This window comes from Dactylosporangium sp. McL0621, from assembly GCF_049995355.1.
In the GTDB taxonomy this organism is placed as follows: domain Bacteria; phylum Actinomycetota; class Actinomycetes; order Mycobacteriales; family Micromonosporaceae; genus Dactylosporangium.
In genome coordinates, this window is record NZ_CP188259.1 from 5,765,326 (window position 1) to 5,791,814 (window position 26,489).

The 26,489-nt window shown below is 73.8% G+C and carries 27 protein-coding genes; 18 read left to right on the forward strand and 9 right to left on the reverse strand.

Annotation, left to right across the window (positions count from 1 at the left end):
* Positions 1-136: 136 nt before the first annotated feature.
* Both ACPPVO_RS27215 and ACPPVO_RS27220 read right to left on the reverse strand, forming a co-directional pair.
* Entirely contained in the window at positions 137-934 is a 798-nt protein-coding gene (locus ACPPVO_RS27215; RefSeq protein ID WP_426514701.1) for a hypothetical protein, read from the reverse strand.
* 154 nt (positions 935-1,088) lie between these two features.
* Complete coding sequence (locus ACPPVO_RS27220; RefSeq protein WP_426513983.1) at positions 1,089-1,535, reverse strand: ATP-binding protein; 447 nt, start codon at positions 1,533-1,535, stop codon at positions 1,089-1,091.
* 194 nt (positions 1,536-1,729) lie between these two features.
* On the opposite strand from ACPPVO_RS27220, the gene ACPPVO_RS27225 reads away from it, so the two are divergent.
* From ACPPVO_RS27225 to ACPPVO_RS27235, 3 genes are all read left to right on the forward strand, one after another.
* Positions 1,730-2,683 carry a sulfotransferase domain-containing protein gene (locus ACPPVO_RS27225; protein WP_426513984.1) on the forward strand — a complete coding sequence of 318 codons (954 nt, stop codon included), beginning with the start codon at positions 1,730-1,732 and terminating at the stop codon, positions 2,681-2,683.
* A gap of 97 nt (positions 2,684-2,780) precedes the next feature.
* Positions 2,781-3,758 carry a hypothetical protein gene (locus ACPPVO_RS27230; RefSeq protein WP_426513985.1) on the forward strand — a complete coding sequence of 326 codons (978 nt, stop codon included), beginning with the start codon at positions 2,781-2,783 and terminating at the stop codon, positions 3,756-3,758.
* A 26-nt stretch (positions 3,759-3,784) separates the two neighbouring features.
* Entirely contained in the window at positions 3,785-4,729 is a 945-nt protein-coding gene (locus ACPPVO_RS27235) for a dipeptidase (RefSeq protein ID WP_426513986.1), read from the forward strand.
* A 10-nt stretch (positions 4,730-4,739) separates the two neighbouring features.
* On the opposite strand, the gene ACPPVO_RS27240 is transcribed toward ACPPVO_RS27235, so the two are convergent.
* A complete protein-coding gene (locus tag ACPPVO_RS27240; protein WP_426513987.1) occupies positions 4,740-6,242 on the reverse strand; it encodes a beta-N-acetylhexosaminidase in 1,503 nt (500 codons plus the stop codon).
* 200 nt (positions 6,243-6,442) lie between these two features.
* Positions 6,443-6,664, reverse strand: a complete 222-nt coding sequence (locus ACPPVO_RS27245) for a three-helix bundle dimerization domain-containing protein (protein WP_426513988.1) — start codon at positions 6,662-6,664, stop codon at positions 6,443-6,445.
* Positions 6,665-6,807: 143 nt separating this feature from the next.
* On the opposite strand from ACPPVO_RS27245, the gene ACPPVO_RS27250 reads away from it, so the two are divergent.
* The 3 genes from ACPPVO_RS27250 (at position 6,808) to ACPPVO_RS27260 (ending at position 8,973) form a co-directional block, all read left to right on the forward strand.
* The gene (locus ACPPVO_RS27250) at positions 6,808-6,951 is read left to right on the forward strand and encodes a hypothetical protein (protein ID WP_426513989.1); all 144 of its coding nucleotides are present in this window, start codon (positions 6,808-6,810) and stop codon (positions 6,949-6,951) included.
* Positions 6,952-6,978: 27 nt separating this feature from the next.
* Positions 6,979-7,422, forward strand: coding sequence for a methyltransferase domain-containing protein (locus tag ACPPVO_RS27255; protein WP_426513990.1), 444 nt, complete (start codon positions 6,979-6,981; stop codon positions 7,420-7,422).
* A gap of 183 nt (positions 7,423-7,605) precedes the next feature.
* Positions 7,606-8,973, forward strand: a complete 1,368-nt coding sequence (locus ACPPVO_RS27260; protein WP_426513991.1) for an esterase/lipase family protein — start codon at positions 7,606-7,608, stop codon at positions 8,971-8,973.
* On the opposite strand, the gene ACPPVO_RS27265 is transcribed toward ACPPVO_RS27260, so the two are convergent.
* Entirely contained in the window at positions 8,943-13,157 is a 4,215-nt protein-coding gene (locus ACPPVO_RS27265; RefSeq protein WP_426513992.1) for a hypothetical protein, read from the reverse strand. The two genes, ACPPVO_RS27260 and ACPPVO_RS27265, sit on opposite strands and share 31 nt — an antisense overlap.
* Before the next feature lie 75 nt (positions 13,158-13,232).
* On the opposite strand from ACPPVO_RS27265, the gene ACPPVO_RS27270 reads away from it, so the two are divergent.
* Both ACPPVO_RS27270 and ACPPVO_RS27275 read left to right on the forward strand, forming a co-directional pair.
* Positions 13,233-13,667, forward strand: a complete 435-nt coding sequence (locus tag ACPPVO_RS27270) for a hypothetical protein (RefSeq protein WP_426513993.1) — start codon at positions 13,233-13,235, stop codon at positions 13,665-13,667.
* Positions 13,664-14,314: a hypothetical protein gene (locus ACPPVO_RS27275; protein WP_426513994.1), complete on the forward strand. Its 651-nt coding sequence runs from the start codon at positions 13,664-13,666 to the stop codon at positions 14,312-14,314. Before ACPPVO_RS27270 ends, ACPPVO_RS27275 begins: the two co-directional genes overlap by 4 nt.
* Positions 14,315-14,325: 11 nt before the next feature.
* Here the strand turns inward: ACPPVO_RS27275 and ACPPVO_RS27280 are convergent, their stop codons facing one another.
* Positions 14,326-14,811: a hypothetical protein gene (locus ACPPVO_RS27280; RefSeq protein WP_426513995.1), complete on the reverse strand. Its 486-nt coding sequence runs from the start codon at positions 14,809-14,811 to the stop codon at positions 14,326-14,328.
* 147 nt (positions 14,812-14,958) lie between these two features.
* Here ACPPVO_RS27280 and ACPPVO_RS27285 point away from each other — a divergent pair, with 147 nt between their 5' ends.
* Both ACPPVO_RS27285 and ACPPVO_RS27290 read left to right on the forward strand, forming a co-directional pair.
* Entirely contained in the window at positions 14,959-16,647 is a 1,689-nt protein-coding gene (locus ACPPVO_RS27285) for a sensor histidine kinase (RefSeq protein ID WP_426513996.1), read from the forward strand.
* Entirely contained in the window at positions 16,644-17,279 is a 636-nt protein-coding gene (locus tag ACPPVO_RS27290) for a response regulator (protein WP_426513997.1), read from the forward strand. The genes ACPPVO_RS27285 and ACPPVO_RS27290 overlap by 4 nt, the downstream gene beginning before the upstream one ends.
* On the opposite strand, the gene ACPPVO_RS27295 is transcribed toward ACPPVO_RS27290, so the two are convergent.
* Complete coding sequence (locus ACPPVO_RS27295; protein WP_426513998.1) at positions 17,269-17,907, reverse strand: TetR/AcrR family transcriptional regulator; 639 nt, start codon at positions 17,905-17,907, stop codon at positions 17,269-17,271. The two genes, ACPPVO_RS27290 and ACPPVO_RS27295, sit on opposite strands and share 11 nt — an antisense overlap.
* Before the next feature lie 59 nt (positions 17,908-17,966).
* Here ACPPVO_RS27295 and ACPPVO_RS27300 point away from each other — a divergent pair, with 59 nt between their 5' ends.
* From ACPPVO_RS27300 to lgt, 3 genes are read left to right on the forward strand one after another with little or no spacing between them, the layout of a single operon-like run.
* Positions 17,967-18,260 carry a hypothetical protein gene (locus ACPPVO_RS27300; protein ID WP_426513999.1) on the forward strand — a complete coding sequence of 98 codons (294 nt, stop codon included), beginning with the start codon at positions 17,967-17,969 and terminating at the stop codon, positions 18,258-18,260.
* Entirely contained in the window at positions 18,260-19,045 is a 786-nt protein-coding gene (locus tag ACPPVO_RS27305) for a class I SAM-dependent methyltransferase (protein ID WP_426514000.1), read from the forward strand. Before ACPPVO_RS27300 ends, ACPPVO_RS27305 begins: the two co-directional genes overlap by 1 nt.
* 54 nt (positions 19,046-19,099) lie before the next feature.
* A complete protein-coding gene (lgt, locus tag ACPPVO_RS27310; RefSeq protein ID WP_426514001.1) occupies positions 19,100-19,930 on the forward strand; it encodes a prolipoprotein diacylglyceryl transferase in 831 nt (276 codons plus the stop codon).
* On the opposite strand, the gene ACPPVO_RS27315 is transcribed toward lgt, so the two are convergent.
* Positions 19,887-19,979: a hypothetical protein gene (locus tag ACPPVO_RS27315; RefSeq protein ID WP_426514002.1), complete on the reverse strand. Its 93-nt coding sequence runs from the start codon at positions 19,977-19,979 to the stop codon at positions 19,887-19,889. The genes lgt and ACPPVO_RS27315 overlap by 44 nt on opposite strands.
* Before the next feature lie 20 nt (positions 19,980-19,999).
* The gene (locus ACPPVO_RS27320) at positions 20,000-21,814 is read right to left on the reverse strand and encodes a sigma-54-dependent Fis family transcriptional regulator (protein ID WP_426514003.1); all 1,815 of its coding nucleotides are present in this window, start codon (positions 21,812-21,814) and stop codon (positions 20,000-20,002) included.
* Between the two features lie 128 nt (positions 21,815-21,942).
* On the opposite strand from ACPPVO_RS27320, the gene ACPPVO_RS27325 reads away from it, so the two are divergent.
* From ACPPVO_RS27325 to mimD, 5 genes are all read left to right on the forward strand, one after another.
* A complete protein-coding gene (locus tag ACPPVO_RS27325) occupies positions 21,943-22,182 on the forward strand; it encodes a hypothetical protein (protein WP_360394461.1) in 240 nt (79 codons plus the stop codon).
* A 65-nt stretch (positions 22,183-22,247) separates the two neighbouring features.
* Entirely contained in the window at positions 22,248-23,897 is a 1,650-nt protein-coding gene (locus tag ACPPVO_RS27330; protein ID WP_426514004.1) for a methane monooxygenase, read from the forward strand.
* A gap of 5 nt (positions 23,898-23,902) precedes the next feature.
* Positions 23,903-24,943, forward strand: coding sequence for an FAD-binding oxidoreductase (locus ACPPVO_RS27335; protein WP_426514005.1), 1,041 nt, complete (start codon positions 23,903-23,905; stop codon positions 24,941-24,943).
* Positions 24,943-26,115 carry a toluene hydroxylase gene (locus ACPPVO_RS27340; protein WP_426514006.1) on the forward strand — a complete coding sequence of 391 codons (1,173 nt, stop codon included), beginning with the start codon at positions 24,943-24,945 and terminating at the stop codon, positions 26,113-26,115. Before ACPPVO_RS27335 ends, ACPPVO_RS27340 begins: the two co-directional genes overlap by 1 nt.
* Entirely contained in the window at positions 26,112-26,486 is a 375-nt protein-coding gene (gene mimD / locus ACPPVO_RS27345; RefSeq protein WP_426514007.1) for a propane 2-monooxygenase effector subunit MimD, read from the forward strand. Before ACPPVO_RS27340 ends, mimD begins: the two co-directional genes overlap by 4 nt.
* Positions 26,487-26,489: the final 3 nt, after the last annotated feature.

Below are 26,489 nucleotides of genomic sequence, written 5' to 3' on the forward strand. Positions count from 1 at the left end.
ATGGCGGGGCGAAGAATAGCCGACCGGGCGACGGTCCTGCCACGATTTGTCGACGCCGTCGGCCGCTCACCGAATCGGTCAAGGCGTCGCGAGAAGAGCCTGGCGGAGCTCGGAACGTCTCTGTTGTATCGCCCGCCTACGGTGATCGGAAGGACAGCCCGGCCGCGTCCATCGCCGCTCGTAGGTGGCGAATGGCGTAGGGCCCGACTCCGTGGAGTGCCTGGACCTCGCCTTCGCTGAGTCCGGCCACCTGTTCGAGCCGGACCACGCCCTGTGCGGTGAGCGCACGTGTCGCGGCCGCGCCGATGTGTGGCAGCGGGGTGCCCGGCTCCGGTACCGGCCGGGCCCGGGCCGGCCGGGGATGACCCTCGTGGTCCAGGACGGCGGCGCCGCGTGGCGAGAGCCGGTACCCGATGTCGAGCGACTCGGTCAGGCCGCGCTCCTTGAGCTTGCGCACGTCCTGCTTGAACGACGGGGTGTCGCGCCCCAGCCGTTGTGCGAGGTCGGGGGCCCGGGTGGCCGGCAGTTCGTCGATCAGTAGCAGCGTCGCCCGGGTCCAGGGCCCGATCGGCGAGGCGCGGTCGAGCCGGTCGAGCGCCGCGATGATCGCGTCGATGTCCGCAGCGTCGGGTACCGACTCCCGCAACGCGTGCCGCGGGTCCGCGCCCCCGTACCGCAGCCCGATCCGATACACCGGCCGCTCGGGGTGGAGGCGGTCCAGCCCCTGCCGGAGCGCGGCCAGCGACGCCGCGCCGGCCCGGCGGGCATCCGCGGCGGACAGCGAGCTCACCGCCACGCGGTCGACGGATGTGATCTCGACCAGTCCGACCGCGGTACGCATCCGGGTACCGACCCTGACCCGAGGCTGCTCCCACCGTCGGAACGCCACGTCGACGTCGCCGGCCCGGATCGCCTCCAGTTCTGCGGGACGCATCTGCACGCCCCTAGTTCAACACATGCCACACGATCCATCCGACGGTCCGGGCATCCCGCGTCCGCGCTCGTTCAGCCGCAACGCGCGCCTGGCCAACGTGGCGGCCTACCTGGCCGAGCTGCTGACCATGTGCTGCACGACGGAAGCCTCGACCTCATCGTCCCATGCCGAACTTGACGGCATCTGCGATCCGCGAGGCAGCCTCGGCGGCCGTGAGATGGGTGGTGTCGACGACTTCGGCCTCGGCGTGCAGCCAGGCGCGGGCCGCCTCGGCGTAGGGCTCGAGGTATTCGAGACGGAACGGGGAGGGCACCGGGTGTTCCCCCTCGATGCGCCCGATGAGGGTGTCCCGGTCGGCGTGGAGGACGAAGTGCCTGACCGGGATGGCATGCTGGTCGAGACCCGCGCTGATCTCGCGCCAGTACTGTTCGACCAGGACCGTCATGGGGATCACCAGCGTGCCGCCGGTGTAGTCGAGGACATGGCGGGCGGTCTCGACCACGAGCGGCCGCCACGGCGGCCAGTGCTGGAAGTTGTCCGTCTCGGGCAGCCCCGGCGTGATGTCCATGAGTACCGCGCCGACCTTCTCGGCGTCGAACACCCGTGAACCCGGGATCAGCTGCTGCACGAGTGCGCTGGTCGTTGTCTTGCCTACACCGTGGGTACCGTTGATCCATACGATCACGGGATCCGATGCTAGCGGCCAGGAGTCACTGCACCGCTGAGCACCCGGACGGCGCGGTGAGCCGCCGATCGGACGGATGGCGGCGTTGCCCGGGTCGGCATGTTATAGGCGTGGGAAAGGAGTACATGGACACGCCGCGTCGTACCCGCACCTACCGCAGCCATCACCTCGACAGCGTGCGGTGGGATCACATCACACTGCGGCCTGGCGACGTCGTCATCTCGACCTCGATGAAGGCGGGTACGACCTGGATGCAACGCATCATGAGCCTGCTGGTCTTCGGCGCGGGCCCCTTGCCGGCACCGCTCGCCGAGTTGTCTCCGTGGATCGACGCGGCCTTCCTGGGCGAGGTGGATGGCGTCGTGGCGAGCATCGAGGCCCAGGAGCACCAGCGTTTCCTGAAGAGCCACTTGCCGTTCGACGCTCTGCCGTACGACCCGGCCGTCCGTTACGTGTACGTCGGCCGCGACACGCGGGACGTGTTCATGTCGGCCTTCAACCACTACAGCGCCTACACCGAGTTCACCTACTCGCTGCTGGACGCCGCGGGTGGCGCGGCCGGCCCGATGCCGCGGTGCCCGGCCACTGAGCGAGACCTGTGGGCCGATTGGATGACCCGCAGCCTGTTCGATTGGGAGTCGGACGGCTGGCCGTTCTGGTCCCACCATCACCACGCCGCGTCCTTCTGGCCGTATCGGAACCTGTCCAACGTGCTGATGGTTCACTACGCCGATCTGCTCGCCGATCTTGAGGCGCAGATGCGCCGCGTCGCCGCCTTCACCGACCTCGAGGTGGCCGAGGATGCTTGGCCCGAGCTCGTGGCGGCCGCCCGGTTCGACGCCATGAAGCAGGACGCGACCCGCAACGAGGAGCACATCAGCCGGCCACTGATGTTCGAGGGCGGCGCCGGTCGCTTCTTCTACAAGGGCACCAACGGACGCTGGCGCAATGTCCTCACCGAGGAAGACCTGGCCCTCTACGAGACAGCAGCCGCTCCGCTCGACCCGGGGCTGCGCTCATGGCTCGAAGCCGATTCCGCGCCGACGCTTGTCTCCGGCGTTTGACGCAAACGGCCGTCGCACACCCTGATCTTGGGGGCGGGTTCGGCCGGGACGCGACGTACGATCCACTGCTATGGTCCGCACTACACCGCCGCGTCCCGTGGACATCACCGAGCTCTTCCCCGAGCTGCGGGAACACTCCACCACCGCCACCCGCCTGCATCCCCGGCCCGGCGCTCCGACCGCGGCCGACAGCTCGGTCGGCGGGCCGCTGCTCTGGCCGGCCGGCGAGGCGTGGCCGGTCTGTGACGACGCCGGGGCGCACGAGCCGTTCAACCTGACCAGCCCGGCCTTCGTGCGTCGCCGGCGGGAGGTTCTCGCGGCCGCGAAAGCCCGGGAGCCGCTGCCGGGCGGGGAGTTCCTGACCGCCGAGGAGCGGGCCGAACTCGACGCGGCCGAGGCGCTGGACCTGGACGACCTGCTCGAGGAGTCGATCCCGCTGGTCCCGGTCGCGCAGCTGTACCGCCGGGACATCCCCGACTACGCCGGTCCGGACGGCACCGACGTGCTCCAGGTGCTGTGGTGCCCGGTGGACCACTCGGACCGGCATTACAGCCCCCGCGTATTTCTCTACTGGCGCGACAGCTCCGCCGTCGGCCCGCTGCTCGAGGCGCCTCCCGAGCCGGCGGTGGTCAGCGACATGTACCTGCCGATCCCGTGCGTGGTGTACCCCGAGCAGGTTCGCGAGTACCAGTACGCCGACCTGCTCCCCGATGACCTCCGCGAGCGGCTCGAGGCGTGGGGTGGAGACGAGGACGAGGACGACGACGAAGACCGCCGTCCCGACTACCAGGCCGACCTGTCGCTGGCACCGGGATGGAAGGTCGGCGGGTACGCGAACTGGTCGCTGACCGACCCGTACCCGATGGACTGTGCGGTCTGCGGCGCCTCGATGACCTTGACCTTCACCGCGGACTCGTCCGACTGGAACGGCACGAACTGCAGCTGGCGCCCGTCCGATGAAGACCCGGCCGCATCCCCGGACCCCGTCGGCGTGCAGATCGGGCGTGGCTACGCGCTGTACACCTTCCGCTGCCCCGAATCCTTCGACCACCCGCCGGCCACCGCGATGCAGTGACGCCGGGCGCGTTGCAGGATCTGTGCATGAGCGATCATCTGTTGTGGGAGCAGCACTGCTGCCTGCCGCTGTCGACCGGCGCCGACGTGGGGCAGCTGGCCCGGTACCAGCGGCCCGGCGGCAGCTTCGTGTCGGTGAACGTCGGGTACGCGCCGCACGGGGCCGGCGAGGTGCTCGGGCTGCTGGAGAGCTGGCGGCGGCGGATCGCGGCCGACGAGCGGCTCGGGCTGGCCGCGGGCCTCGACGACATCGGGGCCGGCCGCGTGGCCGTCGCGTTCGACCTCGAGGACTCCGGGCCGCTGGAGGGCGACCTCGGCCGGGTACGGCAGTTCTACGACCTCGGCGTGCGCACGCTGCTCCCGACGTACAACCAGCGCAATGCCGCCGGGTGCGGGTGTCTCGACGAGACCGACGACGGGCTGACCGCCTTCGGCCGGGCCCTGGTCCGCGAGATGAACGCGGTGGGCATGGTGCCCGACGGCTCGCACTGCAGCGCCCGGACCGGTCTGGACCTGTGCGAGGCGTCCGAGCGCCCGGTGATCTACAGCCACTCCTGCATGCGCGCCCTCTGGGACCACCCGCGCAACATCACCGACGAGCAGGCGCGGGCGTGCGCGGCGACCGGGGGCGTCGTCGGCATCACCGGTGTCGGGATCTTCCTGGGGCCGAACGACGCGTCAATGGAGGCGCTGCTGCGTCACGTCGACTACGCCGTGGACCTGGTCGGCCCCGAGCACGTCGGCCTGGCCACCGACTACTCGTTCGACGCCGACGACCTGGCGGCCGATATGCGGCAGAACCCTTCGCTGTTCCCGGAGAGCTACACCCGCTGGGGGCCGGTCGAGTTCATGCCGCCGGAGGGGCTGCTCGGCGTCGGCGCGGCCCTGCGCGAGCGGGGGTACCCGGACGACGCCGTCGGCGCGATCCTGGGCGGCAACTTCCGTCGGGTCGCCGCCCGGAGCTGGCGCTGACCGTTCGCACCTACCAGGGGACCTGGGGTGAGCGGTAGAAGTTGATGCCCATGGCCTGCCAGCGCGGGGCCTGGGCGGCCAGGCGCAGGCGGAACGCGGCCCAGTCGTGGGTCGACGCCGGCGACCAGCCGAGCTCGGCGATGGCCGGCAGGCGCGGGAACGCCATGTACTCGATGTCGGCCGACGTCCGGATCGTCTCGGTCCACAGTGGAGCCTCGACGCCGCGGACGGCGGACGTCGGGGCGCCCACGAGGTACGTGCCGGGGTCCCAGCCGTACGCGTCGGCGACCTCGATCAGCCCGGCCCAGTCCTGGCCGAGCGGGGTGGAGTCGTTGTACTTCATGTCGAGGTAGGCGAGGTTCGCCGGGGACAGGACCACGCCGGTGCCGTTCGCCGCCGCCGCGGCGACCTCCGGGTTGACGTTCGTGGTGTCCCAGTACTGCGCGACCGTCGTCGGCAGCGGGCTCGCGGTCACGACCTGGTGCCAGGCCTGGACGCGCTTGCCGTGCGCGGCCACGATGCCCTGGACGCGGTTCATGAACGTCACGTAGTCGGCCTGGCTCGTGGCGTGGGCCTCGTCGCCGCCGATGTGCAGGTACGGGCCGGGCGTGAGGGCGGCCAGCTCGCCGATCACGTCGTCGAGGAAGCGGTACGTGATCTCCTTGTTCACGCACAGGGAGCTGAAGCCGACGTCGGTGCCGGTGTACAGCGGCGGCGCGACCCCGTCGCAGTTGAGCTCCGCGTAGGAGGCGAGCGCGGCGTTCACGTGCCCCGGCATGTCGATCTCGGGGATGACGGTGACGTACCGGGCGGCCGCGTAGGCGACGATGGCGCGGTACTGGGCCTGCGTGTAGTACCCGCCCGGGTCGCCGTCGACGGCGGTGCTGCCGCCGTAGGTCGCGAGCCGGGGCCAGCTGTTGATCATGATGCGCCAGCCCTGGTCGTCGGCCAGGTGCAGATGCAAAGTGTTGATCTTGTACAGCGCCAGCTGGTCGATGTACCGCTCCACCTGCGCGACGCTGAAGAAGTGCCGGGCGACGTCGAGCATGGCCCCGCGGTAGGCGAACCGCGGCGCGTCGGCGACGTGCCCGGCCGGGATGCTGTGCCCGTTCGCCAGCTGCCGCAGGGTCTGCACGCCCGCGAACAGGCCGGCCGCGCGCCCGGCGGTCAGCGTCACCCGGGCCGGGCCGACGTCGAGGCGGTAGCTCTCGTCGCCCTGGTCGCGCCCGGCGACCGTGAGCGCGATGGTGTTGCCGCCCTTCGGGGCCCGGCTCACCACGGGCACGTGCAGGATCGCCGAGAGCTGCTCGGCCACGCCGCGCGCGCCCGGGCCGGCCGTGATCGTGGTGTGGCGGCCGATCGTAAACGCGCCCCGCTCGGGCCGGGCGGAGACGGGCGCGGGGAGGATGTCGGCGTACGCGCCGCGGGCCGGGGCGGCGGCGCCGGGCTCGGCGACCGCCACCGTGGACGCGCCGGCCGCGACCAGTGCTGCCAGGATCAGCCTCCACCGCATGGCGTGCCTCCGTACTGTTAACAAGCCTGACTGATCGACAGACGTCACCCTATTCCTGGAGTCCGCCCAGGACAAGGCCGTGGCGCCTCGAGCATAAGCTGGGCGCTGTGCAGGCATTCGAGCGGCTCGTGGCCGCGCATCCGCGGCGACGGCGCGTTCGCCGTGCGCACCCACCGCTTCCTCGTCCAGGCCCGCGTCCTCTAGACCTCGGCGGCGGCTTCCAGCTCGTTGCGGGCGTCGCGCTCGATCAGGACGGGCACGAAGGTGTGCACGCCGACCGTGGCGTAGCGCCGGGTGACCCGTTCGACCGTGGCGCGGACCGTCGCGGGGTCGTGCCGGGCGGCGTACCGGCGGATCAGCCGGGCCGTGAGGTGTTCGATCGCGTGCGCTTCGAGCTTCGTCCGGTACTCGGTCGCGGGCATGTCGGGGCTCCCATCTCTCGCCTTCACTCTCGCGTCGCGGCCGACCCGGCGGCAGGGCCGAACGTCCCGTCGATCCGGGCCGCCGGCCTCAGGCGCGCCGGCGCCCCCGGGCCGCATCGTGGAGGCGAGGGAGGTCGAGGACGATGCTTCGGCGAGACGTACGGGTGCTGGTGTTCGGGGCGGGGGTCGCGGCCCTCGGGATGGCGATGAGTGACGTACTGGCCCGGCTCACGGTGCGGGCCGAGCGGCGCACTGAGCGGCCCGCGTCGCGGGTGGGGCGGCGGTGATGGCAGGAACCTGTCAGAATCGGCGGCATGGGAATCGACTGGGATGACTGGCTGCACCGGTGGGACGCGCAGCAGGAGGGGTACGTGCCCGAGCGCGAGGCCCGCTTCACGGCGATGTTCGACGTGCTCGCGGCGCTCCTGCCGGACGGGTTCACCGCGGTCGACCTCGCCTGCGGGCCCGGCTCGATCGCCCAGCGCCTGCTCGCGCGCTTCCCCGCCGCGCGCGTCGTCGCCGTCGACATGGACCCGGTGATGCTCGCCCTGGGCCGCGGCGCCCTCGGTGACGCGGGCGGCCGGCTGCGCTGGGTCGAGGCGGACCTCGCCGCGCCCGGCTGGGTCGCGGAGCTTGGCGAGCCGCGGGTCGACGCGGTGCTGAGCAGCACCGCACTGCACTGGCTGTGGCCGGATTCCCTGACCCGGGTGTACCGCGAGCTCGCCTCGCTCCGACCCCCACTTCGACACAGCCCCTAGCCGCGCGGGAACGGCTCCTGGCGACGAAGCGGCGGCAGGAAGTACCACCGGACTTCGCCTTTCACGTGCGGGCCCTGCGCGACGCCGGGTTCCGGGAGGTCGGCACGGTCTGGCAGGTGCTGTCGGACCGGGTCCTGCTCGCCGTCCGGTGATGGCGGCCCGAGGGCTGTTAGGCTGATGTCGATGGCTGACCTCCTGGTCGTCGTGCCCGGGATCACCGGCAGCGTCCTGCGTGACGCCGCCGGTCGTGACGTGTGGAACCTGTCGCCCCGCGCGATCGTCGGCGGGCTCACCGGGCTGCGGCGCACCGTCGGCGCGCTCCGGCTGCCGGCCGGCATCGGCGACGCCGCCCCCGACGACCCGGCCGGGCTGAGCGCCGGCGGACCGATCACCGGCTGGCACCTGTGGCCCGGGTTCTGGGCCGGCGGCGGGTACGGCCGGCTGCTCGCCCACCTCGAGAGCGTCAACCCCGGCGGCGTGCGCGGGTTCGGGTACGACTGGCGTCTTTCGAACCGCCACACCGCCCGTTTGCTGAGCCGCCGGGTCGAGCGCTGGCTCGCCGAGTGGCGCGCGCGGCCGGGCAACGCCGGTGCGCGGGTCGTGTTCGTCTGCCACTCGATGGGCGGGCTGGTGGTCCGGTACCACCTCGAGGTGCTCGGCGGCCGCGAGCACGCCTGGCGCGTGGTCACGCTCGGCACGCCCTACCGCGGCGCGGTGAAGGCCATCTCGGCGCTGACCGGCGACGCGTTCGGCGGCCTGGGCGCCCTCGGCTGGGACGAGCCCCTGACCGAGCTGGCCCGCAGCCTGCCCGCGGTGTACCAGCTGCTGCCGACGTACCGGTGCGTGTCCACCGCCGACGGGCCCGCCGGCCTCGACACCGTGAGCGTGCCCGGCGCCGACCCGGCGATGGTCCGCGACGCCCTGGCGTTCCACCGCGAGATCGCCGCCGCCGTCGCCGGCAACGGCGCCCCGCCCTACGAGCTCTACGCCTTCGCGGGCAAGATCCAGGCCACCGTGCAGAGCGTCGAGCTCGGGCCGGTCCGCCGGTACCGGCACGAGCAGGGCGGCGTCGACCACGCCGGCGACGGCACGGTCGCGCTGTTCTCGGCGGTGCCGCCGGAGTGGCCGAACACCGCGCCCGCGCTGCTGCATGCGGCCCGGCACGGCGGCCTGCCGGGCACCGCCGCGCTCCTCGACGCGCTGACCGACAAGATCCTGGCCCGGGACCTCGGCGGCATCCTGGCGCCGCCGTGCGAGCTCGGGCTGGACGTGCCCGAGGTCGTCGCGTCCGGGCCGGTGCCGGTCGCCGTGCGCGCCGACCGGGCCGACCTGCTCCTGCACGCGGTACTGCGCGAGCCGGGCGCGGAGGGGCCCGACCCGTACGGCCGGGACACCGTCGCGGAGATCCGGCTCGACGCCGACGGCTCGGGCGGGTACCACGGCCGGATCCCCGCCCCGGAGGGCATCTGGCGGCTGGACGTCACGGCCGTCGCGGAGACGCCGCCGGTGACCGTCGGCGACTACGTCACCGTCGCGTCGGGCAGCTCGTAGACGGTCGCCCGGGCCTGGTCGGCCACGGCCAGCAGCGTGCGGCCGCCGTCGGAGCCGACCGTGAGCGCGGCGACCTCGTCGAAGTGCCCGACGACCCGGGCGTACCACTGGCCGTTCGTCGCGTCGTACAGCACGACCTCGCCGTCGAGGTTGCCGGTCGCGGCCAGCGGCCAGGGCTCGTGGACGCCGGCCGCGACGGCGGTGACCGCCCGGCCCGGCTCGCGCGACTGCACCGTGCGCCCCTCGCCCGCGCGCCGCGGATCGACCGGCCCGATCCAGACCCGCCCGTCCCGGAACCCGGCGACGAGGATCGCCGCGCCGGCGGCGTCGACCGTCGCCACCCCGGTGGCGTCGGCGAACCCGGGGCCGAGGTCGGCCAGGTGCTCGCCGGTGTGGGCGTCCCACAGGTGCACCGCGTCGGCGGCACAGCTCACGAGCACGGTGTCGTCGCCGATGCGGCCGAAGGCCACGGCCGTCACCGCGCCCCGGTGCGCCGGCACCGCCCGCCGGCCGAGGCGTAGCGCCAGCCGGACCCGCCGGGTGGCGACGTCCCAGAGCCGGACGTGCCCGTCGGCGGAGCCGGACGCCAGCACGCGCCGGTCGCCGAGCCGCCCGAACTCCAGCGCGCTGGTCCACGGCGCGGGCTCGGCCAGCGAGGCGAGCTCGGCGCCGGTGTGGGCGTCCCACAGGTACACCGAGTCGCTCTCGCCCGTCGCGAGCAGGGTGCGCTCGCGGAGGCGGCCGAAGGCCAGCGGCCGGCCCGGGTACGGCTCGCCGGCGAGGCGGAACAGGTGCTCGCCGGTGCGTGCGTTCCACATGCGCACCCCGTCGTCGGTGCTCGCGGCGAGCAGGGGGCCGGCCTCGGTCGAGCGCAGGGCGAGCGCCGTGACCGCGGTCGCGGCCGGCCGGTCGTCGGCGCCGAGGCTCAGGTCCCACAGGCTCACCGCCGAGCTCTCGTCCGAGACCGAGGCCAGCAGGCTCCGGTCGCTGACCGTGCCGAACGCGACGGTGCGCGCCGGGCCGCGGCTGCGCAGCCGCAGCCGCTCCTCGCCGGTGCGCGCGTCCCACAGCACCAGCTGGTTGTGGTCCCGGTTGCTGGCCCAGGACCACACGGCCTGGCCGCCGGCGAGCACGGGGCCGTGCTGGCGGGAGGTGCCGAGCGCCACGCAGCTCAGGTGGCCGCGCAGCCGCAGCACCTCGCGGCCGCTGGCCAGGTCCCACAGGGCCGTGCCGTTGCCGCTGCCGGCGATCACGGCGCGCCCGCCGACCACGCCCCCGGCGGCCTTGCGCACCCATCCGTCGTCGTGCTCGAGCCGGTCGGTGAGCACGGCGCCGGAGCCGGTGTCCCACACCCGGACCCGGCCGCCCCCGCCGTCGACCAGGTAGACGCCGTCGCGGTGCTCGCCGAACCCGAACGTCGACGCCGGCCGGCGCAGGTCCGTGGGGCCGCCGGGCACGCGGTCCAGCGTCATCCGCAGGCTCGCGGCCGCGACGTCCCAGAGCTCGATCGTCTCGCCCCGGGATCCCGCGAGCAGCTGACCGTGCACGGCGAGCTCGTCGAAGCCGGTCATGCCGGGCACCTGGGCCTCCAGCGCGGCGCCGGAGACGGGGTCCCAGAGCCGGACCCGGCCGCCCTCCTCGAGCACGGCGACGCAGGGTCCCGCGCCGGTCGCGACGAACGCGGCCGTGCGCGGGGTCTCGGCGAACCCGCCGATCGTGAGCAGCTGCTCGCTGGTGGCGGCGTCCCAGATGCGCACAGTGCGGTCGAGGCTCGCCGTGGCGAGCAGGGTGCGCCCGCCGACCGTCCCGAACGACACCGACAGGACGGCGTCGGTGTGCCCGGTCAGCGACAGCAGCAGCGGCCCGGTCGGCGTGGTCGACCAGAGGGCCCGGAACTCCCCGGCGAGCAGGCCGCCGAGCACGGCCAGGCCCGTCGGCTGTTCGTGCAGCGCCACGTTGTGCAGCAGCTTCGCCCGGTGGTCCGGCTCGGTCGTGCGCAGCGTGTCCAGCGCGCGCCAGTAGAGCTCGGCGGCGGGGTTGGCGACCGAGCCCAGCGTGGCCAGCGCCCGGGCGAGGCGGTCGGGGTCGGCGTACACCAGCAGGCCGGCGTCGCGGATCACCTCCTCGATCCGCCCGGCCGCCGCGGCGTGGGTGGCGAGGTGGCGCAGCACGTACGGGTTGGCGATCGGCCAGGCGGGGACGCCGTCCTGGCGGACCGTCGCCAGCAGCCCGTCGACGACCAGCGACTGCACCCGCGCCGGGTCCCGGCCGCGGCGGAAGTAGTCGTTGTAGGACTGGTGGTACAGCCGGTAGACGGTCTGCCCGTCCTCGCCGGCCTCGATGAGGTGGGCGCCGGCGTGCGCCATGATCCAGTTCAGGTCGTCCTCGGTGTACGCGGACCCGGCCGGCCCGAGCGCGTCCGCCACGGCGAGCCAGACCTGCCGGCGCGGCAGGCCCGCGCCCTCGGCCCAGGCCAGCGCCCGCAGGAACACCACGACCCGCTGCATGTCGCTGCCGTAGCGGCGCAGGTCGGCCGCGAACACGTCGGCGAGGCCGCCGCTGAACAGCTCGCGGGCCTCGGTGCCGGTCAGGTCGAGCACGTCGGCGCGGCCGGCCAGCGCCCGGGCCAGCAGGCGGGCGATGAGGAACACGCCCTGGGCGGCGCGGCCGATCTCCTCGGCGGCCGCCTCCGCCGCCTCGGGCCGGTCCGCGTACGGCGAGCCCGGAGTCGCGCGCAACCGCAGCCGGGCGTACGCGGCGACGTCCTTGCGCGTGTCGACGGTGTCGGCCAGGCGCACCGTGTGCTCGGCGGCGAGCGAACGCAGCAGCGGCCCGTCGGCGCCCGCCTCGAGCCCGGCGCGGTCCGGCCGGGTGCCGACGAGCACCCGCACGCCGTCGAGATGGGCCAGCGGGCGCAGGAGGTCGGCGGCGATCGCGTACGTGTCGTCGGGCTGGGTCTCGTCGAGCGCGTCGACGAGGATGGTCAGGCGCCGCCCCGAGCGCCCGACCGCGGCGACGAACTGTTCGGCGGTGGCCCAGCCCGACGCCGGCAGCCCCGCGGCCGCCGCGATCTCGGCCGCGCACTCGAGGAGCGTCTTGTTCTTGGCGTGCAGCCCGATGTCGATCGCGCCGACGGGCGGGACGACGCCTGTCGCGCCGCCGGCCGCCTCGGCCGCCTCCCGGTACCGCGGCACCGACAGCAGCGCGATCCGGCCCAGGAGCGCGGACTTGCCGGTGCCGGGCGCGCCGGTGACCACCGCGAGGCCGTGCGGCGCGGTGCCCAGCCAGTCGACGAGCTCGCGCAGCTGCTGTTCGCGGCCGGTGAAGTACCAACCGCGCTCGCCGACCTCGATCCCGCGGAACTTCGGCAGGAAGTGCTCGGCCACGTCCGCCGCGCGCAGCACCTCCGAGCCCGGGTCGAGCAGCGGCCGCGACGGCAGGTCCGGCTCGTGGTGCGGGTTGTGCAGCCAGCGGCCCAACGGCCCGCGGGTGGCGATGTCCGGCCGCTGTAGCGCGGACCCGTCGCCCATCACCATGCTCAGGGCGCGGGCGAACTCGTCGGCGCCGATGTACTTGTCGTGCGGGCCCCAGAGGTTCAGCTCCGGCCCGGCCGGCGGCCCGTCGGTGAGCAGCGTGCGGATCGCGGCCGCGAAGACCTTCTCCCGCGCCGTGTCGTAGCGCTCGGCGGAGGTGATGACCGCGATGCCGCGGGGCCGGCCGGATACGCTGCGCCGCGCGTCGGCGGCCGCCTTGAACGCGGTGGCCAGCTCGTCGGCGCCGCCGCCGCTGTAGCAGGCGTCGACGAGGACCAGGATCTGCTCCGCGTCGGTGCGCGCCAGCCGGCGGCCCAGCGTCTCCATGGGGATCGCGTTGACGCTGTCCAGCCCGCTGCTCGGGCTGTCCCGGGCGGCCAGGTAGTGGCGCCCGTCGTGCTCGCCCTTGCCGTGGCCCGTCCAGTACAGCAGCAGCCGCCGCTCGGCCGGCTCGAACCCGCGCAGCATGTCGAGCAGGTCGGCCAGCAGCCCCTGGCCGGCCGGCGGGTCCTGGGTGGCGAACCCGAGCGTCTCCAGCAGTACCGCCGTCTCGGCGACCTCGCGGCGGCTGTGATCGAGCCCGGGCAGGTGGTCGTACCGGTCGATGAGCACGACGGCGAGCCGTCCGTCGCGCTTACCGTCCGTGTCCACAGTGTTATCGTGCCGATTGACCGACAGGCGCACCAGCATTCCGTGTCAAGCCGCTCCGACAGGTGGGTGGACCGCGTGACGTCCCGTCTCGATCACCTGCTGGCCGAGGTCGACCGGCAGCTCGGCGACGTGCGGGAACAGTCCGCCGCGCTCGCCGGCCGGGCCGGGCTGCTGCTCGCGGCGGGCCTCGTCGGCGCGGTCGTGCTCGCCGCGGCCGGCGACGGCGGCGCCGTCGCGGTGCTGCTCCTCGTCGCGCTCGTGCTGGCCATGGTCGCGGGCGTCGGCGCGGTGGTGCCGGCGCTGGCGGTCGGGCCCGGCGCCGGGGCGCTGAAGGCCTGGGCGGTGGACGACTCGGCCGAGGACGGGCTGGCCGCGCTCTACGCCGCCAAGCTCCTGGTGCTGGAGGCGAACCGGCGGCGCCTCGTCTTCGCGTCCCTCGCCGTCTACGGCCAGGCCGCGGCCGCCCTCGTCGCCACGGTGCTCGCCCTGGTGCTGGCGGCGCGCCGATGACGTCGCCGGACCGTCTCGAGCTGACGCCGCAGGTGTGGCGGGCGGCGCGCACCGCCGTGGGCCGCGGCGCCCCGAGCCTTGCGCTGGGCACGTCGAGCCGCGCGCTGTCCGTCGCCGCCGAGCGCCTGTCGCACCTGAGCGCCGACGAGCTGGGCCGGTCCGGGCCCGGCGCGCTCGCCCGGCTCCTCGGGGCGGTCGGCGACGAGGGGTTCCACTTCCGGCGGCTGCTGGCCCGGGCCGGGGCGGGCGTCGGCCTGCTGGTCGCGCTGGCGCTGTTCAGCTTCGGCAGCGGGTCCGGGGCCCCGTGGGTCGTCACGCTCGGGGCCGCGCTCGCCATCGCCTCGGTGGGCGCGGCGGTGCTCACGCTGACGATGCCGGCCGGCCGGCGGGCGCCGTGGGACATGGCCGGCGTCGCCGTCGTGGCCGAGGTGTCCGAGCCCCCCGGCGATCGGCCGGAGGGCTCGGCGGAGATGGAGCTGGTGGTGGACGCGCCCGGGCTGCGGCAGGCGCGGTTCCGGGTCGAGGAGGTGGTGGCGGTGGACAGGTGGCCGGAGCCGGGGGCGACGCTGCCGGTCCGCATCACCGGGCGCCGGGTCACGGTCGACTGGGACCGCGTGGTGGCGCCGGCCCCGGACGAGGACGCCTGAACGCCGCGCGCTCAGCCGATCAGGCCGCTGATCCCGCCCGCGAAGACGGCCACGACGCCCAGGATCGCCACCACGAAGCCGATGATGCCGAAGGCGCGCGCCGCGCCCGGCTGCGGGTGGCCGCCCCGCGCGAGGCCCGCGAGCCAGGCCGCCGCCGCGCCCAGGACCGCGGGTGCCCCGGACCAGAACAGCGGCACGGTCACCAGGGACAGGGCGCCGAGCACGATCGCCCCGACGCGGGCCCGGGCCGGGTGCGGCGCCAGCGGGAGGCCGGCCGCGAGGGCGATCGCCAGCGCGGCCACGCCGACCACGGCGATGCTCACGATGCTCGCGATCGGGCCCTCGGGCCGGTGCGGGTCCTTGTCGGTGAACAGGATGTCGCCGAGCTGGAAGGCGATGTTGGCCACGGTCGACAGGGCGAACGCGCCGCCGACGAGCAGCGGGGCGGGCAGGCCGCGGGTCGTGGACGCGGGCCGGTCGGTGCTGAGAGCGGACATGTCGGTTGCCTCTCTGGGGGAGCGGGTCGGTGTGCACCCACCGTGCGGGCCGGGCCGTCCCGCGGGCCAGGCCCGCCGTGTCCCGCGCCGTCCCGGCGTGTCCCGCCGGTCTGTGGCGCCGCGCCCCCGCTGTAGCACTATGAACCCGTGACCGTTCCGGCGTCGATCCCCCGCGGGCTGTCGCGCGCCGTCGTGGTGGCGGGCGCGGCGACCGCCGTGGGCGTGGCGCCGGGCATTCCCGGGTTCGACGGCGCGGTGATGCCGACCGGTGCGCTGTTCGGCTTCGGCTGGCCGGCGTTCGGGATCGTCGGCGCGCTGCTGCTCGACCGCGACCCCCGCTCGCGGCTCGGCTGGTCGTGCGCCGCCCTGGCCGTCCTGCCGGCCGTCGTCGTCGCGGTCGCCCTCGCGAGCGGCGGCGACCCGTCGCGGTGGGCGCGGGTCGAGCACGGCTGGACGGGGCTCGGCGTCGCCCCGGTCGTGGCGGCGTTCGCGGTCATCGCCTGGGGCCTGGACCGGCCCGCCGACCGGATGTCGCGCCGCCGGCTGGTGTGGCTCGTCGTGTGGTCGGCCGGGTTCGTCACGGCGGCGCTGCTCGCCGCGGCCGGGGGCGGGCCCCGGGTGGCGGCGACGGTCGAGGCGCTGGGCGCGGCGGCCATGGCCGGGGTCGTGTTCCGCCTGGCGACCGTGCGCGAGCTGCGGCCCGTCGACGAGCCGGTGCTCGACGCCGCGGTCGCGGTGCTCACGTTGCTGGCCGGGGCCGGCGCCGGGACCGCCGTGCGCGCCGTCGGGCAGCGGGCGGGGCTGCCCGGCGCGGACGTGTCCGGGGTGTTCGCGGCCGTCGTGGCGGCCGCCCTCGTCCTGCCCGCCGCGCTGTGGCTGCGGCGGGCGTTGCTGTCGCGACGGTACGGCCGCGGCACCCTCACCGCCGCCGACGTCGAGCAGATCACCGCCGACCTGCACGCGGAGGCCGACGTCCGGGCGCTGCTGAGCAAGGCCGCCGCGATGATCGCCGCGGCGAGCGGGCACCGGCGGGTCGAGATCGTCATCGGCCCCGACGCGCCCGAGCCGCCGGGGCATTGGGTGTTGTACCCGCTGATCGTCGCCGGCACCCGCGCCGGCACGGTGTTCCTCGAGCCCCGCCACCCCGAGGGCCCCGAGCCGTGGCAGGAGCGCGTCGTGCGCCAGCTGCTGCCGACGGTCGCGCTGATGGCCCGGGCGGTCAGCCTCGCCGTCGAGGCCGACCACGCCCGCCGCGACGTCGCCCGCCACCGCGACGCCGAGCGCGCCCGGATCCTCGGCGACCTGCACGACGGCATCGGCCCGGTGCTCGCCGGCATGAGCCTGCGGGTGCGGGCCGAGCTGCGCCGGAGCCCGACCCCGCTGCTGGAGGAGCTCGCCGCCGATCTGGCCGGCTGCCGCGGCGACCTGCGCCGGGTCGTGTCCGGGCTGACCCCGTCGGTGCTGGACGACACCGACCTGTCCACGGCCCTGGCCCGCCTCGTCGGTACCTTCACCGGCCAGGGCCCGTCCGTCACGCTGGACGACCGCCTCGAGACGCCCCTCGCGGCCCCCGTCACCGTCGCGGTCTACCGCACCGTGGCCGAGGGCCTGACCAACGCGCTGCGCCACGCCCGCGCGGCCCGGGTCGCCGTCGCCGTGCGCGCGACCCCCGGCGGGCCGGTGCTGGTGGAGGTACACGACGACGGCGCCGGCGGCCCGATCAACCCCGGCGTCGGCCTCTCCTCGCTGCGGCGCCGCGCCGAGGAGCTCGGCGGGACCCTGGACGTCGCGGCCGGCCCGGACGGCACGCGCCTGCGGCTGGAGCTGCCGGCATGACGGGCGTGCTGGTGGTGGACGACCACCCGATCGTGCTCGCCGGCCTGGCCGCGCTGATCGAGTCCGACGGCGGCCTGGAGCTGGTCGCGGCTGTGCGCAGCGCGGCCGACGCGCTCGCGGTGACCGCCCGCCCCGACATCGCCCTGCTCGACCTCCGCCTGCCCGACGGCGACGGCATCACGCTGGGCGCGCAGCTCAAGCGGCGGTGGCCGGGCCTGCGCGCGGTGCTGTTCACCATGCACGCCGACGACCAGTCGGTGATCCGCAGCCTGGGGTCGGGCCTGGACGGGTACCTGCTGAAGGACTCCGACCCCGACGACGTCCTCGCCGCCATCCACTCCGCGGCCCGTGGCACCCTCGTGCTCGGCCGCGGCACCCAGGCGGCGGTCATCGCGGCCGCGGCGGCCGCCCCGCCCCCGGCCGTCCTCGCCGCGCTGGACTCCCGCGACCTGGAGATCCTCGAGCTGCTGGCCCAGGGCCTGCCGACGGGCCAGGTCGCGGCCCGGCTCTTCCTGGCCCCCAAGACCATCCGCAACCGCGTCTCCGACATGCTCGCCAAGCTCGGCGTGGCCACGCGCGAGGAGGCGATCGCGCTGGGCCGTGCGGGCGGCCTCGGCCGGGCTAAGGCCTGAGGATCGCGGCGGCGACGGTGTCGACGTACCAGCGCTCGTACCGCTGCGGGCTCCACCCCCGCCGGCGCACCAGCCAGTCGTAGTTGCGGATGTCCATGGCGAGCCACAGCACGTCGGCCGCCGACTCCACGTCGTGGTCGGGCCGCAGCTCCCCGGTCGCGGCGAGCTCGGCGGCGAACAGGCCCATCCCGTGGCGGCGCTCGTCCGCGTTCTTGCGCCAGATCTCCGCGGCGTCCGGGTCGGCGCTCGCGGCCCCGGCCAGCGCGATGATCACGTCGGCGAGGCGGGCGTTCGTCGCGGACAGGTGCCGGGCGTAGCGGGCCAGCTTGGCCCGCGGGTCCGGCAGCGCCGCGATCTCGGCGACGAACGCCCGGTCCGGCAGCGCCACCGGCTCGTCGTCGCCCGCGATGGTGACGTCGACCAGCTGGGAGAGCAGCTGCCGCTTGCTGCCGAACACCGCGTACACGGTCTGGACCGCGACCCCGGCCTCGGCGGCGACCGCGGTGAGCGGGGTGGCCGCGTACCCGGGCTCGACGAACAGCTTCGCGGCCGCGGCCAGGATCGCGCGCCGGGTCTGTCTTGCCTGCTCCTGTCGCCGGGCCGACTCGTACCGCCGCTTGACAACCACGGCTGGAGTGTAGTGCTCTATTGGATAGAGTGTCACTCTACTAAACGGAGGTGGTGGCGATGCCGTTCGGTGTCGTGCAGGACATGCCCGGGGTACGCGAGGCGGACTACCGGATGGTCGAGCGCAACCTCGGCCCCGACCGGCCGCCGGGCCTGCTCGCCCACGTCGCCGGCCCGGTCGACGGCGGGTGGCGGATCGTCAACGTCTGGCAGGACGAGGGCTCGTTCCGCCGGTTCCAGTCCGAGCGGCTGGTCCGCGCGGCCGGCCTCGCCGCCCAGGAGGACGGGTTCGACCCCGCGCTGGCCGCCGGGTTCCGGGTCATGACGGTCGACGGCGACGAGATGCCGTTCTGATGACCGCCTTCTGGGCGCAGGCCGCGCCCGGCTGGGTCCGCCACGCCGATCGCACCGACACCGTCGGGCGACCGCTGGGCGCGGCGGCGATCGAACGGCTCGGGCCCGCGCCCGGCCGGGTGGTCGACGTGGGGTGCGGGTGCGGCGGCACGACGGCCGAGCTGGCGGCGGTCGGCGTCGACGTCTCCCCGGAGATGATCGCTGCCGCCCGCCGCCGCTTCCCGCACCTGGAGTTCGTCTGCGCCGACGTGGAGACCCTCGACGAGATCCCGGGCGCCCCCTTCGACGCGGCGTACTCCCGCAACGCGCTGATGCTCCTCGCCGACCCGGTCGCGGGCTGCACGGCGATCCGCCGCTCCCTGCGCCCCGGCGCCCCGCTGGCCGCGATGGTCTTCCGCGACATGGCCGCGAACCCGTGGCTGCCGGCGGCGCTGCTCGGCGCCGCCCCGCACGTCGGCGCGCTGCCGCCGCTGCCGGTGGGCGACGAGCCGGGCCCGTTCGCCTGGGCCGACCCGGCCCGCGTGCGGCGCATCCTCACGGCGGCGGGCTTCGACGGCATCGAGGTCGAGCCGGTCGACGTGGTGCTGGAGCCGCCGGACGAGCCGGGGACGGTGGCGGAGTGGCTGATCGAGCTCGGGCCGGCCGGCGCCGCGTACCGGGCCGCGCCGGCGGAGGCCCGGGCCGCGGCCCGGGACGCAGCGGCCCGGCTCCTCGCCCGGTACCGGGGGCCGGGCCCGGGCCACCGCCTACCGGCCGGCCTGTGGCTGGTCACCGCCCGCGCCTGACCGGGCGCCCGGCGGGGGACCGCGCCACCGCCCGGGCTGTGCGACAGTAGCTCGATGAATGCCCCGGCGTTGCTTGCCGCCATTCCCAGCCCGGCCCGTGGCGTGTGGCACCTCGGGCCGCTGCCCATACGGGCCTACGCGCTGTGCATCATCGCCGGGATCATCGTCGCCGTCGTGATGACGCAGCGGCGGTGGGCGGCCGCGGGCGGGCGGCGCGACGACGTCGTCGACGTGGCGATCTGGGCGGTGCCGTTCGGCATCGCCGGCGGGCGCATCTATCACGTGCTGACCGACCCCGAGCTGTACTTCGCGCGCGGCCGCGACCCCGTGCGTGCGCTGTACATCTGGGACGGCGGGCTCGGCATCTGGGGCGCTATCGCGCTCGGGGCGCTCGGCGCGTGGATCGGCTGCCGCCGCCTCGGGATCTCGCTGCCGTCCTTCGCCGACGCCGCGGCGCCCGGGGTGGCCGTCGCCGAGGCGGTCGGGCGGCTCGGGAACTACTTCAACCAGGAGCTGTACGGGCGGCCGACGTCGCTGCCGTGGGCGCTGCGGATCGATCCGCAGCACCGGCCGGCGGCGACGCCGGACATCGCGCTGTACCACCCGGTCTTCCTCTACGAGGCGCTGTGGTGCCTCGGCGTCGCCGTGCTCGTCGTCTGGGCCCAGCGGCGCTTCGGCCTCGTGCGCGGGCAGGTGTTCGCGCTGTGCGTGGCCGCGTACACGGTCGGGCGGGCCGGTGTCGAGCTGCTGCGCGTCGACACCGCCAACCACGTGCTCGGGCTGCGCCTGAACACCTTCACGTGCGCGATCGTGTTCGCCGGGGCGGTGACCGCGTTCTGGCTCAGCCGGTCACGGTCCCGGTCACGGACGTCCCTGACTTCGTGACGTGGTAGGTGACCAGGGTGCCGCTGCGGAAGTGCAACGTGAGCGTCACCCGCGCGCGGTGCCGGAGCGTCAGGCCGTGACGATCCCGTACTCGTGGATCTTCCGGTAGATCGTCGCGCGGGACATGCCCAGGCTGTCCGCGGCCTTGACCTTGTTGCCGTCGTTGTCGATCAGGCTCTGCACGATCGCGTCGCGCTCGATCGACTCCAGGGTGCTCAGCAGCCGGCGGCTCACCGTGCGGGCCTCGGGCGGCAGGTCCTGCGGCTGGATCGAGCCGGTGCGCCGCCGCTGCACGGTGCGCCGCAGCGCCTGCCACAGCTGCTCGACGTTGCCCGGCCAGCTGGCCCGCACCAGCACCTGCATCGCCTCCGGCGAGCACACCAGGCGCCCGTCGGGTACCAGCCGCCCCAGGAACTGCGGCACCAGCTCCTGCACGTCCTCGCTGTGGTGGCGCAGCGGCGGGATCTCCACCGTGGTGGGGAAGAACCGCAGCAGGTCGGCCGGGCCGGCCCCGGTGCTCATGGTCGCCGCGACCCGGCACCGGTCGCGGCGCTCGGAGCTGCGCAGCGCGAGCAGCGCCGCCGCGAGCGCCTGGACCCGCCCGGGGCCGAGCCGGTCGAGATGGCGCACGACCACGGTCCCGGAGCCGGTGACGATCTCGCGGCGGGCGGCGGCGGCCCACGCCGGGTCGCCGGTGCCGGCGGCGTCGAGCACCTTGAAGTGCCCGCCCGGGTCGTGCCGGTCGTGCACGGCGCGGATCACGGCCAGCTTGCCGACGCCCGGCTCGCCCTCGACCACCACCCACTCGCCGGCCGCGAAGGCCTCCTCGACCCGGCGGACGCCGTGCAGCCAGAGCACGCCCGACCCGACCAGGCCGGTGCCGGCCAGTGCCGAGACCCGCCCGTGGGCCGGGGCGGACTCGAGCGCCGGGCGGGCGTTCGGGGAGAGCTTGACGTGCACGACGCCGCCGTTGCGCCGGCCGTCGGCGGGCACCGGCCGGCAGTGCAGCCGCGCGGTGAGGCCGCTGGGCAGCTGCACGTCGACCGCGGACGACGGGCGCGGGCCGGCGAGGGTCTGCGAGGCCTGCCCCAGCAGGACGGCCTGCTCGGCCGGGTCCAGCACCTGCCGGGCCTGGTCGTTCATCATCACCACGTCGTTGTTCAGCGCGAACACGATCCCGGCGGTGCGGCGGCAGGTGCGCAGGTACTCCTGCAGCAGTTCCAGCTCCCGCACCCCGCTGTCGGCGAGCAGCGCCTGCTGGATCTGCCCCGCGGCGTTCTTGGCCAGGGCCAGCAGCAGCGGCCCGGCGTCGCGCCGCCAGCACGTGAGGTCGATGGCGCCGACGGTCTTGCCGGAGATCGGATGGTGGATCGGCACGGCCGCGCAGGCCAGGTCCTCGAGGTGCTCGGCGTAGTGCTCGTGGCCGAACACGTGCATCGGCCGCCCGCCCTCCAGCGCCGTGCCGATGCCGTTGGTGCCCACGAACTGCTCGGCGTAGCTGAAGCCGGGCGCGAGGTTGACCCGGTCCAGGTGCGCGGTGAGGTCGCGGTCGGCGGTCATCCGGCTCAGCACCACGCCCGCCGGGTCGGTGAGGATGATGCTGATCGGCTGGCCGTCGAGGTTCTCCCGCAGGTGGCGCAGCACCGGCAGCGCGCTGTGCGTCAGCGGCGTGTCCAGGTCGGGGTCGCGCAGGTAGGTCAGCTCGATCCGGTCGGCGGCGACGTTCCAGTGCCGCGAACGCCACCACGAGGCCAGGATCGTGTCGCGGACCTGGGCCGGCTCGATCTTCTCGGCGGACAGGAACCGTTCGCGGGTCACGGCGAGCCCGTCGGCGTCCGCCGAGACGGAGGCCGTTGACGGGGGTTGTTTCGGTGTGCGCGACACTGCGCCCCCTTCCCGGACCCGTCGACGGCCTTCGACGCCCGGTGCTCACTACAAACTACGCGCAGGTGACCCCGGACGTGTCTCATGTTGAGACCGCACGTGCATCTGGCACGCCGTGTGATGCCCCCATGGACGCCGAGACGTACAACCCGTGGAGCGTCGTCAACGTCGTGTTCCACCATCTCGCCGCGCAGGGCCTGCACCCGGTGCTCGGCGGCCGCGACCCGGGGGAGCCGGCCGCGCGGCTGCTGGAGGCGCTGGGCATCACGCCGGCCGCGGAGGGGGACCGCCAGGTCGCCGCGGGCGTCAAGGTCCACCTGGCCGAGATCCGGGCGGCCTTCTTCGAGCAGCCCCCTGCTTCAAGTTGAGACAGCCGCACGCGGATACGTGCGGTGTCATTCCTGTCACGACACGTACCGGTGAAGGAGTGAGGATGAGTCGGCAGAGTGTGGCCAGGGCCCACCAGAAGATCCAGGAGCTCTCCTGGGAGCCGATGTACCACGAGCCGGTGTCGCAGTACGGCACCGACTACACGTTCCGCAAGGCGCAGAAGAAGGACCCGCTCAAACAGGTCCTGCGCTCGTACTTCCCGATGCAGGAGGAGAAGGACAACCGGGTGTACGGCGCCTCCGACGGCGCGATCCGCGGCAACATGTTCCGCCAGGTCCAGGAGCGCTGGCTGGAGTGGCAGAAGCTGTTCCTGAGCATCATCCCGCTGCCGGAGATCTCCGCGGCGCGGGCGATGCCGCTGCTGTTCCGCACCGTGCCCAACCCGGAGCTGCACAACGGCCAGGCGATCCAGATGATCGACGAGGTCCGGCACTCGACGATCCAGCAGAACCTCAAGCGCCTGTACATGAACAACTACATCGACCCGGCCGGCTTCAACAGCAGCCTGCGCAACTTCCAGAACGACTACTGCGGCACCATCGGCCGGCAGTTCGCCGAGGGGTTCATCACCGGCGACGCGATCACCGCGGCCAGCATCTACCTGACGATCGTGGCCGAGACCGCGTTCACCAACACGCTGTTCGTGGCGATGCCGGCCGAGGCCGCCGCCAACGGCGACTACCTGCTGCCGACGGTGTTCCACTCGGTGCAGTCCGACGAGTCGCGGCACATCAGCAACGGGTACGCGACCCTGCTCATGGCGCTGTCGGACGAGAGCAACCACCAGCTGCTCGAGCGCGACCTGCGCTACGCGTGGTGGAACAACCACCGCGTGGTCGACGCGGCGATCGGGACCTTCATCGAGTACGGCACGAAGGACCGCCGCAAGGACCGCGAGAGCTACGCCGAGATGTGGCGGCGCTGGATCTACGACGACTACTACCGCAGCTACCTCGTACCGCTGGAGAAGTACGGCCTGACCATCCCGCACGACCTCATCGAGGAGGCCTGGAACCAGATCTGGAACAAGGGCTACGTGCACGAGGTCGCGCAGTTCTTCGCCACCGGCTGGCTGGCCAACTACTGGCGGATCGACCCGATGACCGACGCCGACTTCGAGTGGTTCGAGCACAAGTACCCCGGCTGGTACAACCGGTACGGCAAGTGGTGGGAGCAGTACAACCGCCTGTCGCGGCCCAACGGCCACCACCCGATCGTGGCCGAGGACGTCGACTACCAGTACCCGCACCGCTGCTGGACCTGCATGGTGCCGTGCCTCGTGCGCGAGGACATGGTTATGGCCGAGGTCGACGGCCAGTGGCGCACCTACTGCCACGAGGCGTGCCGGTGGACCGACGTCGAGGCGTTCCGGCCGGTGTACCAGGGCCGCAACACCCCGAACATGGGCCAGCTCATCGGCGCCCGCGAGTGGGAGACGCTGTACCACGGCTGGAACTGGGCCGATGTCGTCAGCGACATGGGCTTCGTCCGCGACGACGGCAGGACGCTCGTCGCCCAGCCGCACCTGGACCTGGACCCCAGGAAGATGTGGACGCTGGACCACCTGCGCCGCATGCCCGAGGTGCTCAGCCCCAACGTGCTGCTCAACCAGATGACGCCCCAGGAGCGCGAGGCGTTCCACGCCGACTACATCCGCGGCGGCCCCGCCGGCCGTCCGGCACCCAAGAAATAGGCACCGTGGGCGACAAGCACCTGGTCCGGTTCGAGCCGGTCGGGATCGAGATCGAGGTCGACGAGGACCAGACGGTCCTGCGTGCCGCGGCCGAGCAGGGCATCATGCTCATGCACGGCTGCAAGGAGGGGCAGTGCGCCTCCTGCAAGTCGTTCGTCCTGGACGGCGACGACATCGAGCTCGATCGCTACTCGACGTTCGCGTTGCCCGACTACGAGAAGGACGAGGGCTTCACCCTGCTCTGCCGGGCGCACGTCTACGAGGACGTGCGGATCGAGCTGCTCAACTTCGACGAGGACATGATCCGGTCCGGCCTGCCGATCCAGCAGGCCGTGGCCGAGGTCGTGTCGATCGAGCCGGTGACCCACGACCTGCGCCACCTCGTCCTGCGCCTGGTCGAGCCGGCGGAGATCAAGTTCTTTCCCGGCCAGTACATGGACATCACCGTGCCGGGCACGGGCGAGACCCGGTCGTTCTCGATGGCCAACGTCTCCAGCCGCGAGGACGGCCGGCTCGAGTTCGTCATCAAGGTGTACCCCGGCGGCCTGTTCTCGTCCTTCCTGGACAACCGGCTGGCCGTCGGGGACCGGCTAGACATCACCGGCCCGTTCGGGGTCTTCACGCTGCGGGAGGCCCACGACGAACGCATCGTGTTCGTCGGCGGCGGCGCCGGCCTGGCGCCGATCCTGGGCCTGCTGCGCTCGATCGCCGAGCGGGGCATCGAGCGCCCGGCGGTCTTCTACTACGGCGCCCGGACCCGGCGGGACCTGTGCTTCGGCCCGGAGCTGCGGGCGCTCGAGGCCACCATCAAGGACTTCCGCTACGTGCCGGCACTGTCCGAAGAGGACGGTTCCGGCTGGGACGGCGAGACCGGGCTCGTCACCGACGTACTGAAGCGCCACGAGACCGACCTCAAGGGCGTGCACGCCTACGTGTGCGGGCCGCCGCCGATGGTCGAGGCGGCGATGGCCGCGCTCACCGCGCTCGGCGTGGAGGAGAAACGCATCTACTTCGACAAGTTCACCACCACAGGTGGGGAGGATTGATGACGACCGTGCCGCAGGAACGCAGCGTTCCGAAGCCCGTCTTCACCGACGCCGAGGCCGGCGCCAAGCAGTTCCCTGACTCCGGCGCCCGCCGGTTCAACTACTACCTGCCGCAGAAGCGCAAGCAGACCCACTACGAGGACGTCACCGTCGAGGTGCAGCCGGACCCGCGGCACTACCTGGCGCAGGGCTGGCTCTACGGCTTCTCCGACGGCCGCGGCGGCTACCCGCTGGACTGGACCGCCCTGAAGGCCTGGGGCTCCGACCGGCCCGAGCCGCGGCGCGGGCCCGGCTCCGGCGGGCGCGGCTACGACTGGCCGGCGCACGGGTGGCACGAGTTCCGGGACCCCAACGAGGAGTGGGAGTTTTCGCTGTACCGCTACAACTCCAACGTCGTGCGCCAGGTCACCCAGAACGTGGAGGCGGCCCGCCGGGCCAAGGCGTTCGAGCAGTGGAACCCCAACTGGGTCCAGTTCGTCGAGCGCCACGTCGGCGCCTGGATGCACGTCGACCACGGCCTCGGCCTCTACCTGTTCGCCAACGCCAACCGGCGCGCCCCCACGAACATGCACAACAACGCGATCTCGGTCAACAGCATGCACCGCATCCGGGCCGCGCAGGACCTCGCGCTGTACAGCCTGACCCTCAGCGAGGAGATCCCCGGCTTCGACGGCTCCGCCCACCTGGAGACCTGGAACACCGATCCGGCCTGGCAGGGTGTACGGGACACGGCCGAGGCGCTCACCGCGATCGACGACTGGTGCGAGGCGGTCCTGGCGGCCAACGTCGTGTTCGAGCCGCTGGTCGGCGAGCTGTTCCGCAGCGGGCTCGTCCAGCACGCGGCCCCCCGCAACGGCGACTTCGTGACCCCCACGATCGTCGGCGCGGAGGAGTACGACTTCTCGGAGCGCGACCTGCGCTACACCGTGGCGATGTTCCAGCTGCTCACCAACGACCGCGAGTTCGCCGAGCACAACCGCGGCCTGATCGGGCAGTGGCTGGCGAACTGGGTGCCGCGGTGCATCGCCGCCGCCCGGGCGCTGCAGCCGCTGTGGTCCCAGCCCGACGCGAAGCCGCCGCGCTTCGAGGACGCCCTCGACCGGGCCAAGAGCCGCTTCACCGGCATCCTCACCGACCTCGGCCTGCCGACCCCGAAGGAGCTGGCCCAGTGACCACCACCGAGTTCGGGCACAGCCCGTTCAAGTCCGACAGCAGCCCGTCCAACATGTGCGGCTTCACGCTCATGAACAACCAGGTCGGCGTCGTCGTCGCCGAGGTGATGGCGGGCAAGCCCAATGTCCGGGTGCTGCCGCTGCCCTCGATGATCCGCGTCGACGCGTCCGGCCGGATGGACGTCGTGTACGACGAGGTCTCCGAGGCCCTCGGCGAGGAGCCCGGCTACTTCGACGCGGCCCAGTTCGAGGAGAGCATGTCGACACACTACGGCCGCATGATCCACGAGGACGACCGGACCATCATGTTCGCCAACCCCGAGGACGCGGCCGAGTACATCGGCTTCGACCTCACCGCCGGATCGAGGTAGCAC

Excerpts from the sequence above, each read along its gene's own strand:
- ACPPVO_RS27215 (WP_426514701.1), bottom strand. The coding sequence starts at position 934 with ATGCGTCCCGCAGAACTGGAGGCGATCCGGGCCGGCGACGTCGACGTG.
- ACPPVO_RS27235 (WP_426513986.1), top strand. The coding sequence starts at position 3,785 with ATGAGCGATCATCTGTTGTGGGAGCAGCACTGCTGCCTGCCGCTGTCG.
- ACPPVO_RS27240 (WP_426513987.1), bottom strand. The coding sequence starts at position 6,242 with ATGCGGTGGAGGCTGATCCTGGCAGCACTGGTCGCGGCCGGCGCGTCC.
- ACPPVO_RS27245 (WP_426513988.1), bottom strand. The coding sequence starts at position 6,664 with ATGCCCGCGACCGAGTACCGGACGAAGCTCGAAGCGCACGCGATCGAA.
- ACPPVO_RS27250 (WP_426513989.1), top strand. The coding sequence starts at position 6,808 with ATGCTTCGGCGAGACGTACGGGTGCTGGTGTTCGGGGCGGGGGTCGCG.
- ACPPVO_RS27255 (WP_426513990.1), top strand. The coding sequence starts at position 6,979 with ATGGGAATCGACTGGGATGACTGGCTGCACCGGTGGGACGCGCAGCAG.
- ACPPVO_RS27260 (WP_426513991.1), top strand. The coding sequence starts at position 7,606 with ATGGCTGACCTCCTGGTCGTCGTGCCCGGGATCACCGGCAGCGTCCTG.
- ACPPVO_RS27275 (WP_426513994.1), top strand. The coding sequence starts at position 13,664 with ATGACGTCGCCGGACCGTCTCGAGCTGACGCCGCAGGTGTGGCGGGCG.
- ACPPVO_RS27280 (WP_426513995.1), bottom strand. The coding sequence starts at position 14,811 with ATGTCCGCTCTCAGCACCGACCGGCCCGCGTCCACGACCCGCGGCCTG.
- ACPPVO_RS27290 (WP_426513997.1), top strand. The coding sequence starts at position 16,644 with ATGACGGGCGTGCTGGTGGTGGACGACCACCCGATCGTGCTCGCCGGC.
- ACPPVO_RS27300 (WP_426513999.1), top strand. The coding sequence starts at position 17,967 with ATGCCGTTCGGTGTCGTGCAGGACATGCCCGGGGTACGCGAGGCGGAC.
- ACPPVO_RS27305 (WP_426514000.1), top strand. The coding sequence starts at position 18,260 with ATGACCGCCTTCTGGGCGCAGGCCGCGCCCGGCTGGGTCCGCCACGCC.
- lgt (WP_426514001.1), top strand. The coding sequence starts at position 19,100 with ATGAATGCCCCGGCGTTGCTTGCCGCCATTCCCAGCCCGGCCCGTGGC.
- ACPPVO_RS27325 (WP_360394461.1), top strand. The coding sequence starts at position 21,943 with ATGGACGCCGAGACGTACAACCCGTGGAGCGTCGTCAACGTCGTGTTC.
- ACPPVO_RS27330 (WP_426514004.1), top strand. The coding sequence starts at position 22,248 with ATGAGTCGGCAGAGTGTGGCCAGGGCCCACCAGAAGATCCAGGAGCTC.
- ACPPVO_RS27340 (WP_426514006.1), top strand. The coding sequence starts at position 24,943 with ATGACGACCGTGCCGCAGGAACGCAGCGTTCCGAAGCCCGTCTTCACC.